Origin of the sequence: Nocardioides sp. J9 (assembly GCF_007829375.1) — a bacterium.
Classification (GTDB): Bacteria; Actinomycetota; Actinomycetes; order Propionibacteriales; family Nocardioidaceae; genus Nocardioides.
The window spans coordinates 99,642-112,319 of record NZ_VLJQ01000066.1 but is presented as its reverse complement, the minus strand read 5'-3'; the positions used below and the strand labels follow the sequence as shown (position 1 = coordinate 112,319).

Here is a 12,678-nt window from a genome sequence, read left to right as displayed (position 1 = left end):
GCGGTGATCTCGCTGACCCGACTCTCGGGGTCCACGTTCCTGCTGAACGCCGACCTCGTCGAACGCGTGGACTGCACCCCGGACACGGTGGTGACCCTCGTGGACGGCACGAAGTACCTGGTGTCCGAGTCCCTCGACGAGGTGCTGGCCGCCGTCATCGACTACCGCGCCGCCATCGTCGCGCGGGCCTCGCTGCCGGACGCCGAGCCCGTCCCCCGGCCCCGGGTGCGCAACGCCCGGCTCGCCGCCGTCCCCCTGCCCGACGTCGGCGAGGAGTGATCCCGTGAAGGACATCGCAGCACCGCTCGGCATCGGCGCCGCCCTCGGCGTCATCATGCTCGCCAACATCCTCGAGGGCGGCAGCCCGGCGAGCCTCTTCCTGCTCCCGCCGCTCCTGCTCGTCTTCGGCGGCACGTTGTGCGTCGCCGTCGCCGGCGGCACGGTCGCCGACGCGAAGAACGCCGTCGCGTCGGTCAAGCGGGCGCTCTTCGGCAAGGTCGCCACGTCCGCCGACGTGGTCCCGGTCGTGGTCAGCCTCTCCGACGCCGCGCGGCGCGAGGGCATGCTCGCGCTGGAGAGCCGCGTCGAGGAGATCGACGACCCGTTCCTGGTCAAGGGCGTCACCCTCGCCGTCGACGGCACCGACCCCGAGGAGCTGCGCGAGATCCTCGAGGGCGAGCTGCACGCGAAGAAGGCCGTCGACAAGCACTCCGCGAAGTTCTTCACCGACGCCGGCGGCTACGCGCCGACCATCGGCATCGTCGGCACCGTGATGAGCCTGGTGCACGTGCTGGAGAACCTCGCCGACCCCGGCGCGCTCGGGCACAGCATCGCCGCCGCGTTCCTCGCCACCCTGTGGGGCGTGCTCAGCGCGAACGTCCTGTGGCTGCCGATCGCCGCGCGCCTCAAGCGCCTCAGCGAGCTCGAGTGCAACCGCATGGAGCTGGTCATCGAGGGCATCGCCGCCATCCAGGCCGGCGCGAACCCGCGCATCGTCGCGCAGAAGCTCCAGTCGCTGCTGCCCCCGCAGGAGCAGCTCGAGGCGGCGGCCTGACCATGTCCAGCCCGAAGCGCCGACGCCGCGAGGTCGAGGAGGAGCACGAGAACCACGAGCGGTGGCTGGTGTCGTACGCCGACATGATCACCGTGCTCATGGCGCTCTTCATCGTGATGTTCGCGATGAGCCAGGTCGACGAGCAGAAGTACCAGCAGCTCAAGGACGGCCTCGCGGTCGGCTTCGGCCACGAGAAGTCGATCCTCAGCGGCGCCAGCCCCGCCAGCAACAGCAAGGGCGTCAGCGACCCCGGCGACGCGTCGTACGAGATGCTGCTCGCCCAGGTGCCCGAGGCCCAGCGCGCGACGGTCACGAAGATCCTCGAGAAGTCCGACCGCCTCCGCAACGGACGCGCGGCGGGCGAGGCCCGGGCCGAGGTCGACCGGCTGCTGAAGGTGTGGAAGCGCATCGACACCGCGCTGCGCCGCAAGGGCCTGCGCGACGACGTGCGCGCGACGATCGACGACCGCGGCCTGGTCGTCAGCCTGGTCTCCGAGCACGTCGTCTTCGAGCCGAACGTCGCCCAGCTGACCAACCGCGGCCGCCGCGTGGTCGACACCCTCGCCCCGGTGCTGGTGGAGCTGACCGAGCCGATCGAGCTCGACGGCCACACCAACCAGGAGAAGGTGAAGCCGAAGTACTACCCGACTGACTGGGAGCTCTCGCTCGCCCGGGCCGCGCACGTGCTGCGCCGGCTCGAGGAGGTGCACGGCATCCGCGCGACCCGGCTGCGGGCCACTGGCTTCGGCCACACGAAGCCGCTGGTGGACCCGAAGGTCCGCGGCTCGCAGAAGGTCAACAAGCGCGTCGACATCCTCGTCCTGAGCCAGGCCCCGGCCGAGACCCGGGCGCTGATGACCGACGCCTACGAGGAGGTACGCCGGGAGGCGGGCCTCGACCCCGAGGTCGGCGTGACCGGCCGCCGCGCCGACGGCGCCAGCGCCGCCGGCCGCCCCGCCACCACCCGAGAGGAGCTCCCGTGAGCGCCACCATCGCCGCCCCCGCCCCGAACCAGCAGGACGCCGAGGCCCCGCAGGGCAAGGGGAAGAAGCTCGTCGTCGTCCTGCTCCTGCTCGCCGTCGCCTGCGGCGCCGGGTGGTGGTTCTTCCTCAAGCCGGCCGGCTCGACCGAGCCGGAGCCGGGCGAGGTCGTCCCGCTCGAGGCGATCCAGGTCAACCTCGCCAGCGGTCACTACCTGCGCCTGGGCATGGCCCTGCAGCTGACCGACGGCGCCCACGAGGTCGACGGCAGCCAGGCCCTCGACGCCGCGATCGGCGTCTTCAGCGGCCTCCCGGTCGGCGAAGTGAACAAGCCGGCGAAGCGTGAGGCCCTGCGCCACCAGCTGGAGGAGGAGCTCGACCACCGCTACCACGGCGACGTGATGGGCGTGTACTTCACGGAGTTCGTCACCCAGTAGGCGTGCGGGCACGGCAGCCCCGCACCTGCTGCCGACCCGGACCCGGGACCGTTCCCGGGACCCCGGGTAGTCACAACGGACCACGGGACCCTGACCGTCCGTCGTCGTGGCGACCCCTCAGGTCGCCCGGCCGGCCGACGATGGGCTGGTCGTGACCCTCGCCCCGCAACGGCCCCGGCGTCGCCCGCGCACGAGCGAGCCGACGCCGTACGACTTCCGTCGGCCGATCCAGCTCAGCCGCGAGCACCAGCGCACCCTGCAGCTCGGGTTCGACGGCTTCGCGCGCCAGGCCACGACCGTGTTCACCAGCTCGCTGCGCACCGTGTGCACGGTGACGCTGGTCGGCATCGAGCAGCGCACCTACGCGGAGTACGTCGACAGCCTCGGCCCGTCGACCTACATGACCCTCTTCACCGCGGAGCCCGTGCCGGGAACGTGCGTCCTGGAGGTGCCGCTCTTCGCGACGATGTCGTGCCTGGACCACATGCTCGGCGGCCCCGGGGGCGACGAGCAGCCGGMCCGGCCGCTGACCGAGATCGAGGACGCGGTCGTCCGTGGGCTCGTCGAGCGCCTGCTCGGCGAGATGCGCTACTCGCTCGACGGCCTGGTGGCCCTCGAGCCCGAGGTCACCGGCATCGAGTACAGCCCGCAGTTCGCGCAGGTCGCGGCCGCGGCGGACGTGATGGTCGTCGTGACCATGGAGCTGCGCATCGGCGAGCGCGCGCACCGGATGTCGGTGTGCCTGCCGTTCGGTGGCCTGCTCCCCCACCTGCAGAACGCTGCCGGCAGCGGTGCGATGTCCGAGCGGGAGCGCGCGCAGCGCGCCGAGTCCGCGCTGCTGCTGCAGGAGCAGTTCAACCGCGTGCCGGTCTCGGTCGCGGTCCGCTTCCGCCCGGTCACCCTCGACCCCGCGGTGCTGGCAGCCCTGGAGCCCGGCTCCGTCGTCCGGCTGCACCACCCGGCCTCCGCCCCGCTCGACGTCTGCGTCGCCGGCGGCGGCCCCGACACCGGCACCCCGATCGCCCACGCCACCCCCGGAGCCCGCGGCCAGCGCCTGGCCGCGCTCATCGTCACCACGCCCGAGGAGACCCCATGACCGACGCCACCCCCGCCCTCGCCGAGGCCGTCGCCGAGGCGGCCGCGGCCGTCCTGCCGTCCGTCAGCCCGCTGGTCCTCGGCCCGGTCCAGCCCGGCTCGCCGCACGTGGCGGCCGCGTTCGCCGGCGGTGCGGTCGCCGAGCTCGACGGCGGCGTGCCCGGCGTCGTGGCGGTCCTCGTCGGCCGCGAGCTGGTCGACGCGCTCGCCTCCAGCCCGTTCGGCGGCCTCGACGTCGCCGCCGCGGTGCAGCCCGCCCTCGACGCCGCGGCGCTCCGCCTCGGCGCCCGGGCCCGCAGCGCCAGCACCCTCGACCTGGACGCCGCCGACTTCGACGTCACCGCCGTGCTCGGCGGCGAGTTCAGCACCGTGCCGCTGATCGGCACCGGCATCGCCGCGGCAGTGCTCGTCCCCGAGGCGACCCTCGCCGGCGCGCGGGAGCCGATCACCGAGGACGCCGGCGGCGCCGACGCCGCGGCCCCTGCGGCTGCTGCCCCGGCGAGCCAGACCGGCCAGACCGGCCAGACCGGCCAGGCCGGTCAGACCGGCCAGGCCGGTCAGACCGCCGCTGCCGCCGCCGTCGCGGCCTCGATCAGCGACGAGCCCTTCGTGCCCGCCTTCGGCTCCCCCGCCTCCCCCGTCGTGCCGCGCGGCCTCGAGCTGCTGCACGGCGTCGACATGGAGGTCACCGTCGAGCTCGGCCGCACCCGGATGACGGTGCGCGACCTGCTCGCGCTGACCCCGGGCGCCGTGCTCGAGCTCGACCGTGCCGCCGGGAGCCCGGCCGACCTGCTCGTCAACGGCCGCCTCGTCGCGCGCGGCGAGGTCGTCGTCGTCGACGAGGACTTCGGCCTGCGCGTCACCGAGATCCTCGACGCCGCCGCCACGGCCTGACCCGATGCTCGCCCTGTCCGCCGCCGACCCGAGCATCGGCGGCCTCCTGCTCCGGCTGCTCGGATCGCTCGCCGTCGTCGTCGGCCTGCTCCTGCTGATCGCCCGGTTCGCCGGTCGCCGCTTCCGCACGCCGGCAGGCGCCCCGGTCCAGGTCGTGCACCGCCAGGCGCTCGGCCGCGGCCAGGGCGTCGCCGTCGTCGCCGTCGGCACCCGCGTCCTGGTCCTCGGCACCACCGAGCAGCAGGTCACCCTGCTGGCCGAGGTGGAGCCCGACGAGGTCGGCATCGACCTGACGGCCGAGCCGTTCGCCGTCGTACCGCACGAGGACGGGGACGCGGAGGGTGACGCCGACGGCGACGCCGAGCCGGTCACTGGTCCGCGGGGCTTCACCGTGCCCGCTGCGCAGGGCGCGCTCGCGGGCTCGCTGCTGTCGGCGCAGACCTGGAAGCAGACCTGGGCCGCCGTCAGCGGGAAGCGGGCGTCGTGACCCTCGTCCAGCGCCTCGTGCTCGTGGCTGCGGAGCCGCTCGGCCCCAACGGGCCGCGCGGGCCGGGCAGCGACAGCACCGTGCAGATCGACCTGTCGGGGCTGACCGACAAGCCGAGCAACAGCCTGGTCGTCTTCCTCGCGCTGACCCTGCTCAGCCTGCTGCCGGCGATCGTGCTGACCTGCACCAGCTTCACCAAGATCCTCGTGGTGCTCGGGCTGACCCGCAACGCGCTGGGCCTGCAGCAGACGCCGAACAACCAGGTGCTCGCCGGCCTCGCCCTGTTCCTGAGCCTGTTCATCATGGCGCCCGTGCTGGGCGACATCAACGAGGCCGGGGTGCAGCCCTACCTCGACGGCGACAAGACGACGTCGGTCGCGTTCGAGGACGGCATGGAGCCGTTGCGTGCCTTCATGCTCGACAACACCGACGACGAGGAGCTGATGCTCCTCACCAGCGTCGCGAAGCGGGACATGCCGGAGAACCGCGACGACGTGTCCACCGCGACGCTCATCCCGGCCTTCGTGCTCTCCGAGCTCAAGGACGCCTTCATCATCGGCTTCATCATCTTCATCCCGTTCCTGGTCATCGACATCGTCGTGAGCGGGGCGCTGATGAGCCTCGGCATGATGATGATGCCCCCGGTGATGGTGTCGCTGCCGTTCAAGCTGCTGCTGTTCGTGATGGTCGACGGGTGGGCCCTGGTGATCAGGTCGCTCGTCGCGTCCTACGGCGGATCCGGTTAGGGGTACGACGATGACCGACACCGCGATCATCGAGATCGCCCTCAAGACGATGCTGGTGGCACTCAAGCTGTCGGCGCCGATCCTGGCGACCTCGCTGGCCATCGGCTTCACCATCTCGCTGTTCCAGTCGATGACGCAGATCCAGGAGTTCACGCTCTCGTTCGTGCCGAAGCTGCTCGGCGTCGGGATCGCGCTGCTGTTCTGCGGCAACTGGATGCTGCACACGCTGATGGAGTTCACGGCCGAGCTCTTCGCGATCCTGCCCGAGCTGCTCGTCTAGGCGGCACCCATGGTCCTGTCCGTCGACGGTGCGGCGCTGACCGCCCTGCTGCTCGCGTCCGTGCGCGTGGTGGCGTGGCTGGTCGTCGTACCTCCCTTCGCGACGCGGGGCATCCCGGCCATGGCCAAGGTGATCCTGTCGCTGGGGCTGTCGCTGACGATGGCGCCGACCCTGGCCGAGCAGGCGCTGCCGAGCGACATGCCCGGCCTGGTGATGGCGACCGCCGCGCAGGCGCTGATCGGCGTGGGCATGGGATACGTGACGATGCTGCTGTTCGCCGCCATCGGCGCGGCCGGCTCGCTCATCGACCTCTTCGGCGGGTTCGCGATCGCCTCCGCGTGGGACCCGCTCGGGCAGAACATGAACACGGTCTTCGGGCGTTTCCACCAGATGCTCGCGACCGTGCTGCTCCTCGCCACCGGCGGGCACCTGCTGGTGATCGGCGGCCTGCTCAGCACCTTCCGCTACCTCCCGCTGACCGGGATGCCCGACGTGTCGAGCTGGGACGACGTGCTGCTGACGGCGTTCTCGATGTTCTTCACCGTCGCGGTGCAGATGGCGCTGCCGATGATCGCGGTGCTCTTCGTCGCCGACCTCGCGCTGGCACTGCTCACCAAGGTCGCGCCGCAACTCAACGCGCTCAACGTGATGTTCCCGGCCAAGGTCGGGATGACCCTGCTGCTGCTGGGCCTGTCGTTCCCGATGCTGCCGCAGGCGGTCGACAAGCTGGTCCGCCTCGCCAACGAGGCGATGGCGACGATGGCGGGAGCGGGGTGAGCCGGCGGTGACCGACCAGGAGAAGACCGAGAAACCCACACCCAAGCGGAAGAAGCAGGCCCGCAAGGACGGGCAGGTCCCGCGCACGCCCGAGCTCGGCGGCTGGCTCGGGCTCTTCCTCGTCACGCTGGTGATGGGCCCGCTCCTCGACCGCGAGGGCGACGCGCTGCGCACGATGATGACCACCTCGCTGCGCGCGGCCGAGCTCGAGCCGTCCGTCCCGCTCGCGCTGACCCTGCTGGGCCAGGGCGCGAAGCACGTGCTGGTCGTCCTCGTCGTCCTCGGCTCGATGGTGATGGTCGTCGGCGTCGCCTCCGCGCTCGCGCAGGGCGGCTTCTACCTCTCTCCCAAGCTCGCCAAGCCGGACCCCAAGAAGCTCAACCCGCTCAAGGGCGCCAAGCGGCTCTTCGGCCCGCACGCGCTGTGGGAGGGCGTGAAGGTGCTCGGCAAGAGCGCCGTCGTCGCCCTGCTGGCCTGGACCGCGATCCGCTCGATCATGCCGCTGGTCGGCGGCCTGCTGCCGATCCACACCGTGCTCTCCACGATGGTCGACGAGATCTCCGACCTGCTGCTGTCGGTCTCCGTCGCCGGCCTGGTCATGGCGGCGGCCGACTACGCGATGATGCGCCGCCGGATCGGCAAGCAGACCCGGATGAGCCACGCCGAGATCAAGCAGGAGCACAAGCAGTCCGAGGGCGACCCGATGCTCAAGGGCGCGATCCGCAGCCGCCAGCTCGCCGCCGCCCGCAACCGGATGATCGCCGACGTCGGCACCGCCGACGTGCTGCTGGTGAACCCCACCCACGTCGCCGTCGCCCTGCGCTACGACCCCGAGCAGGGGGCGCCCCGCGTGGTCGCCCGCGGCGCCGGCGCGATCGCCGCGAAGATCCGCGAGCGTGCTGCCGAGGAGCGGGTGCCGCTCGTGCAGGACGTGCCCCTCGCCCGCGCCCTCTACCGCCACTGCCAGGTCGGCCAGGAGATCCCGCGCGAGCTGTGGGCCGCCGTCGCCCAGGTGCTCGCGTTCGTGCTCAGCCGCCGCAACGCCGGCCAGCACGGCGGCGAGCACCGCACCCCCCGTCGTACCGACGACCTGCCGGAGGTGCTGGCCGGGGCGCGGCGGCGCCGGGCGGGGGTGTGAGGGGTGCGGGAATCGCCGCCTAGGCGGTGAAACTCGAACTTGTTGACCTTTGCAAGGGCCAACAACCTCGGGAATCACCGCCCAGGCGGTGATTCCCGACCCCCGACTCCTCACCCCACCCCCACCCTTGCCGATGGGACGTCCGGCGACAGGACGGCGCCACCCGCAGTGCCACGGACGGCGCTCGCTCTCATCGAGAGGCTCGACGCCCCATGCCCGTGAAGTCGCTGACGAAGCTCGGCGTGCCCCTCGGCATCGTCCTCATCGTCGTGATGCTGGTGGTGCCGCTGCCGGCGGTGGTGCTGGACCTGCTCATCGCGCTCAACATCACCGGTGCGCTGCTGGTGCTGATGGTGGCGATGTTCATCCACCGCCCGCTCGACTTCGCCGCCTTCCCGTCCGTCATCCTCGTGATGACCCTCTTCCGCCTCGCGCTCAACGTCAGCGCCACCCGCCTCGTCCTGCTCGACGGGTACGCCGGCAAGGTGATCGACACCTTCGGGCACTTCGTCGTCGGCGGGTCCCTGATCGTCGGCCTGATCGTGTTCGCGATCCTGCTGGTCATCCAGTTCGTCGTCATCACCAACGGTGCCGGCCGCGTCGCCGAGGTCGGCGCGCGGTTCACCCTCGACGCGATGCCCGGCAAGCAGATGGCGATCGACGCCGACCTCAACTCCGGGCTCATCGACGAGGAGGAGGCGCGGCGCAGGCGGGCCGAGGTGCACGCGGAGGCCGACTTCCACGGCGCGATGGACGGTGCGTCGAAGTTCGTCAAGGGCGATGCGATCGCGGCCATCGTGATCACGCTGGTCAACCTGCTCGGCGGCTTCGCGATCGGCGTCGCGCAGTACGGCATGCCGTTCAGCGAGGCGATCCAGACCTACTCGCTGCTGTCCATCGGCGACGGCCTGGTCAGCCAGATCCCGGCGCTGCTCCTGTCGGTCGCGACCGGGCTCATCGTCACCCGCTCGGTGGCCGACTCCGACATGGGCTCCGACATCGTCGGCCAGATCTTCGCCCGCAAGATGCCGCTGCGCGTCGCCGGGTTCGGCGCGCTCGCGCTGTGCATCATCCCGGGCCTGCCGAAGCTGCCGTTCCTCGTCGCCGGCGGCGTCATGCTGCTGGCTGCGAGCCGGATCGACGAGTCCCCGGGCAGCACCGCGGCCGAGGCGGCCGACGCCGCGGCGGAGCTGGTCGAGTCGCCCGACTCCCCGGAGGCGCTGGTCGCGGAGATCCGCGTCGACCCGCTGGGGCTGGAGCTGTCGGCCGACCTCATCGACCTGGTCGACACCCGCAGCGGCGGGGACCTGCTCGACCGGGTCAAGGCGCTGCGCCGCAAGGTCGCCGGCGAGCTGGGCATCGTCATCCCGCCGGTGCGCACCCGCGACAACCTCGAGCTGCCGCCGGCGACGTACGCCATCACGCTGTTCGGCGCCGAGGTCGCCCGCGGCGAGGCGCCGCGCGGCACGGTGCTCGCCATCGGCGACTTCCTCGGCTCGCTGCCGGGCACGCCCACCCAGGAGCCGGTGTTCGGGCTCGAGGCGAAGTGGATCCCGGCCGAGCTGCGCCACCAGGCCGAGATCGGCGGCGCGACGGTCGTCGACCGCGCCTCGGTCGTGACCACGCACCTGTCCGAGGTCGTCCACCAGCACGCCAGCCGCCTGCTGGGCCGCGAGGACGTGCGCCTGCTCACCGACATCGTCAAGCGCACCCACCCCGTCGTCATCGAGGAGCTCACCCCGACCCAGCTGCCGCTGGGCGACGTGCAGCGCGTACTGCGCTCGCTGCTGGAGGAGCGGATCCCGATCCGCGACCTGGTCTCGATCTTCGAGGCGCTGTCGGTGCGCGCCGCGGTCTCCAAGGACCACGACGGACTCGTCGAGGCGGCGCGCGCCGCACTCGAGCCGTCGCTGGCGGCGCCGTACGTCGTCGACGGCACGCTGCACGCCATCAGCCTCGAGCCGGTGCTGGAGCAGCAGATGCTGGAGTCGATGCGACCCACCGAGCAGGGCTCGGTCATCGTGCTCGACCCGGACGTGGCGCAGAACGTGCTGCTCGGGCTGGTCCAGGCGTCCCAGAACGCCGAGAACGAGGGGGTTCGTCCCGTGCTGGTGTGTGCACCCCAGATCCGCGCAGCGGTACGACGACTGGTCGCTCCCGCTGCCGAGCGGCTGCCCGTGCTCGCCTACTCCGAGCTCGGCGCCGCGCGTGAGGTCCGCTCCGTCGGCGTGGTCGGTCCCGCCGGCGCGCACGCCGCGCTCAGCGCCGTGGGTGCCGGAGGCCGGTCGTGAGCCGCCCGGCCCGGCGGCCCTCGCCGCGCACGCCGGTGCTGCTCGACGTGCGCATCCTCGTCGTCGCGGCGCTGGTGTCCGCCCCGGCGGCCTACCGCGCCAGCCAGGGCCTGCTCACGCCGGACGAGGCGGTGAGCCGGTTCCTGGTCGTGCTCGTCGGGTGTGCGGCGCTGGCCATGCTGCTGCGGGTGGTGTGGCCGATGGTCGCGGGCGAGACGACGACCGGCACCGACAGCGGCACCGCTGACGGCGATGGCACTGGCGGCGATGGCGCCGGCGGCAACGACGGCGCAGCCGGGGACACCCGGCTGCTGGACGCGCAGGACGCAGGGACCAGGATCAGCCGACCGCAGGGATGACCCACTCGACGACGGTGCCGCCGCCGGGGGTGGAGCTCACGTCGACGTGGCCGCCGAGGTCGGTGGCGCGCGAGGCGAGGTTGCCGGTGCCGTGGCCGCGCTCGACCGTCGCGGGGTCGAACCCGACGCCGTCGTCGCCCACCCGGACGCGGAACCACGCCGAGGACGCGGTCAGCTCGACGGTGACCGACGACGCCTGCGCGTGGCGGGCCACGTTGGAGAGCGCCTCGCGCAGCGCGGTCAGCACGTGCGTGCCGGCCTCGGGGACCAGCGCCCGGTCGACCGGCCCGGAGATGCGCAGCACCGGCTGGAAGCCGAGCACGCCGGCATACTCCGCGAGCAGCGCCCGCACCTCCTCCAGCAGCGGTCGGCCGGTGCCGGTGCCGAGCTCGAAGATGGCGGCGCGCAGCTCCTTGATGGCGACGTCGAGGTCGGCGACCGCGCCGTCGATGCGCTCGCGCATGTCGGCCGGGTCGAGCGCGCGGGCGCCCTGGAGCTGCATGCCGGTGGCGAAGAGCCGCTGGATGACGAGGTCGTGGAGGTCGCGCGCGATGCGGTCGCGGTCCTTGGCGACCAGGAGCTGGGCGCGGTCGCGCAGCGCCTGGTCGCGGTCGAGGATCAGCCCGACCTGGAGGGCGGTGACGGCGACGAGGTCCAGCATGATCCCGCGCAGGGAGGGGCTCTCCTCGGCCGCCTCGACGACGATCACGCCAGACCCGGCGAGCCGGGTGGTCACGGGCACGACGAGGGTCGCCCGGCCGGGGGCGACGGAGATCCGAGTCGGCGAGCCGGCAGCGTCGACGTCGAGGATCTCGGCGGCGAGGCGCTCGACGACGGCCGAGGCGTCGCCGTCGCCGGCCACCTGGCGGATCTCCATGAGGTCGCCGTCGCGTCGGACGTAGGCGACGAGCTGGGCGTTGCACAGCGCGCGCAGCTTCACCACGAGCTCGTCGAGGGCCTCTTGCACCCGCACGGTGCCGGAGACGTCCTGGCCGACCTCGGCGGTGCTGGCCAGCCAGCGACGGCGCCACTCGGCCYGCTCGTAGGTCCGGGCGTTGTCGATCATCACGCCGGCGGCGCGTGCGAGGGCCTCGACGAGCGCCTGGTCGGTGGGGGTGAACTCCTCGCCGCCGCGCTTGTTTCCCAGGTAGAGGTGGCCGAAGGCCTGGTCCCCCACCAGCACCGGCGCGCCGAGGAAGCGGTCGATGGCGGGGTGGGAGCTGGGGAAGTGCCCAGTCGAGACGGGGTGCTCGGCGACGTGGTCGACCCGGATCGCGCGCCGCTCGCGCGGGACGAGGCCCAGCAGGCCGTGCCCGGCCGGCATCCGGCCGACGTCGGTGAACTGCGAGGCGACCGCCTCGTTGGGGACCAGGTCGGTGAACCGGCCCTCGTCGTCGACGATCCCGAGCACGCCGTACTCCGCGTCGGTGAGGCGGCACGACGCCTCGACGATGCGGGACAGCACGCCACGCACGTCGAGGTCGGAGCCGATCGCGACCATCGCGTCGAGCAGCGCTCGCGCCTCCGGTGGCAGCTCGAGGTCCATCAGTTCGATCCCCTCCCACAGCGATCGCCGTCGTCTCAGGCTAGCCCTTCTCCCGCGGGCTGCGGCGCACGGCCTGACCGCACCATCGGCACCGGGACCAAGGACCTGAGCGGTCGGGACCCGGCGGCGACCTCAGAAGCGGCGCAGCTGGTACTGGCCCGTCGTCCGGGCGACGACGGTCCCGGCCTCGTCGGTGACCTCGGTGACCAGCTCGAAGTCGGACTTGCCGGCGGCCTCGGTCTCGGCGAGCACCCGGGCGATGGTGTCCTCGGTGAGGCTCGCCCGCGCGGTGACGTCGGTGGTGGCCGGGCGCAGGAAGTCGATGGTGAGCTGCTTGACGAGCGGCACGGCGTTCTCCAGCACGAGCGAGGTGCTGGCGAAGAGGCCGCCGAGCACCTCGGCGACGGAGAACAGCGAGCCGGCGTAGATCGCACCGAAGTGGTTGACGTTCGGCCCGGCCGGGATCCGCGCGGCGACGGTCGTCCGGCCGGCCTCGACGACCTCGACCTGCATCGCGTCGAAGACCGGGATCATGGTCCGCACGTAGGCGGTGAGTTCCTCGGGGGTGGCCACCGGGTCAACGTAGTGGATGCC

15 protein-coding genes are annotated in these 12,678 nt (G+C 72.5%); 13 read left to right on the top strand and 2 right to left on the bottom strand.

Features of this window, described 5'->3' with window-relative positions:
* Nucleotides 1–3 precede the first annotated feature (3 nt).
* The 13 genes from L615_RS09840 to L615_RS09780 all read left to right on the top strand — a co-directional run bounded on the left by L615_RS09840 (nt 4) and on the right by L615_RS09780 (nt 10,538).
* Nucleotides 4–279, top strand: a complete 276-nt coding sequence (locus tag L615_RS09840) for a flagellar FlbD family protein (protein ID WP_028656834.1) — start codon at nt 4–6, stop codon at nt 277–279.
* Between the two features lie 4 nt (nt 280–283).
* Complete coding sequence (locus L615_RS09835) at nt 284–1,054, top strand: motility protein A (protein ID WP_036518807.1); 771 nt, start codon at nt 284–286, stop codon at nt 1,052–1,054.
* 2 nt (nt 1,055–1,056) lie between these two features.
* The gene (locus L615_RS09830; RefSeq protein WP_051486130.1) at nt 1,057–2,037 is read left to right on the top strand and encodes a flagellar motor protein MotB; all 981 of its coding nucleotides are present in this window, start codon (nt 1,057–1,059) and stop codon (nt 2,035–2,037) included.
* Entirely contained in the window at nt 2,034–2,471 is a 438-nt protein-coding gene (fliL, locus tag L615_RS09825; protein ID WP_145724954.1) for a flagellar basal body-associated protein FliL, read from the top strand. The genes L615_RS09830 and fliL overlap by 4 nt, the downstream gene beginning before the upstream one ends.
* A gap of 106 nt (nt 2,472–2,577) precedes the next feature.
* Nucleotides 2,578–3,567 carry a flagellar motor switch protein FliM gene (locus L615_RS09820; protein ID WP_145724953.1) on the top strand — a complete coding sequence of 330 codons (990 nt, stop codon included), beginning with the start codon at nt 2,578–2,580 and terminating at the stop codon, nt 3,565–3,567.
* Nucleotides 3,564–4,460, top strand: a complete 897-nt coding sequence (gene fliN / locus L615_RS09815) for a flagellar motor switch protein FliN (protein ID WP_145724952.1) — start codon at nt 3,564–3,566, stop codon at nt 4,458–4,460. The genes L615_RS09820 and fliN overlap by 4 nt, the downstream gene beginning before the upstream one ends.
* Nucleotides 4,461–4,464: 4 nt before the next feature.
* Nucleotides 4,465–4,947, top strand: coding sequence for a flagellar biosynthetic protein FliO (locus L615_RS09810; RefSeq protein WP_051486135.1), 483 nt, complete (start codon nt 4,465–4,467; stop codon nt 4,945–4,947).
* Nucleotides 4,944–5,693: a flagellar type III secretion system pore protein FliP gene (fliP, locus tag L615_RS09805; protein ID WP_051486136.1), complete on the top strand. Its 750-nt coding sequence runs from the start codon at nt 4,944–4,946 to the stop codon at nt 5,691–5,693. Before L615_RS09810 ends, fliP begins: the two co-directional genes overlap by 4 nt.
* Nucleotides 5,694–5,703: 10 nt before the next feature.
* Nucleotides 5,704–5,973, top strand: coding sequence for a flagellar biosynthetic protein FliQ (locus tag L615_RS09800; RefSeq protein WP_028656839.1), 270 nt, complete (start codon nt 5,704–5,706; stop codon nt 5,971–5,973).
* A 9-nt stretch (nt 5,974–5,982) separates the two neighbouring features.
* Nucleotides 5,983–6,750: a flagellar biosynthetic protein FliR gene (locus L615_RS09795; RefSeq protein WP_028656840.1), complete on the top strand. Its 768-nt coding sequence runs from the start codon at nt 5,983–5,985 to the stop codon at nt 6,748–6,750.
* 7 nt (nt 6,751–6,757) lie between these two features.
* Entirely contained in the window at nt 6,758–7,888 is a 1,131-nt protein-coding gene (locus L615_RS09790; protein ID WP_145724951.1) for a flagellar biosynthesis protein FlhB, read from the top strand.
* 212 nt (nt 7,889–8,100) lie between these two features.
* Complete coding sequence (gene flhA / locus L615_RS09785) at nt 8,101–10,179, top strand: flagellar biosynthesis protein FlhA (protein WP_028656842.1); 2,079 nt, start codon at nt 8,101–8,103, stop codon at nt 10,177–10,179.
* Entirely contained in the window at nt 10,176–10,538 is a 363-nt protein-coding gene (locus L615_RS09780; protein WP_028656843.1) for a hypothetical protein, read from the top strand. The genes flhA and L615_RS09780 overlap by 4 nt, the downstream gene beginning before the upstream one ends.
* Here L615_RS09780 and L615_RS09775 read toward each other — a convergent pair.
* Both L615_RS09775 and L615_RS09770 read right to left on the bottom strand, forming a co-directional pair.
* On the bottom strand, nt 10,519–12,084 hold the full coding sequence (locus tag L615_RS09775; RefSeq protein WP_145724950.1) for a GAF domain-containing sensor histidine kinase: 1,566 nt from the start codon (nt 12,082–12,084) through the stop codon (nt 10,519–10,521). The genes L615_RS09780 and L615_RS09775 overlap by 20 nt on opposite strands.
* 132 nt (nt 12,085–12,216) lie before the next feature.
* A complete protein-coding gene (locus tag L615_RS09770) occupies nt 12,217–12,657 on the bottom strand; it encodes a PaaI family thioesterase (RefSeq protein WP_028656844.1) in 441 nt (146 codons plus the stop codon).
* Nucleotides 12,658–12,678: the final 21 nt, after the last annotated feature.

Bases quoted from the DNA above. Each gene is read 5' to 3' on its own strand.
- L615_RS09830 (WP_051486130.1), top strand. From the start codon at position 1,057: ATGTCCAGCCCGAAGCGCCGACGCCGCGAGGTCGAGGAGGAGCACGAG.
- fliN (WP_145724952.1), top strand. From the start codon at position 3,564: ATGACCGACGCCACCCCCGCCCTCGCCGAGGCCGTCGCCGAGGCGGCC.
- L615_RS09810 (WP_051486135.1), top strand. From the start codon at position 4,465: ATGCTCGCCCTGTCCGCCGCCGACCCGAGCATCGGCGGCCTCCTGCTC.
- L615_RS09800 (WP_028656839.1), top strand. From the start codon at position 5,704: ATGACCGACACCGCGATCATCGAGATCGCCCTCAAGACGATGCTGGTG.
- L615_RS09795 (WP_028656840.1), top strand. From the start codon at position 5,983: ATGGTCCTGTCCGTCGACGGTGCGGCGCTGACCGCCCTGCTGCTCGCG.
- flhA (WP_028656842.1), top strand. From the start codon at position 8,101: ATGCCCGTGAAGTCGCTGACGAAGCTCGGCGTGCCCCTCGGCATCGTC.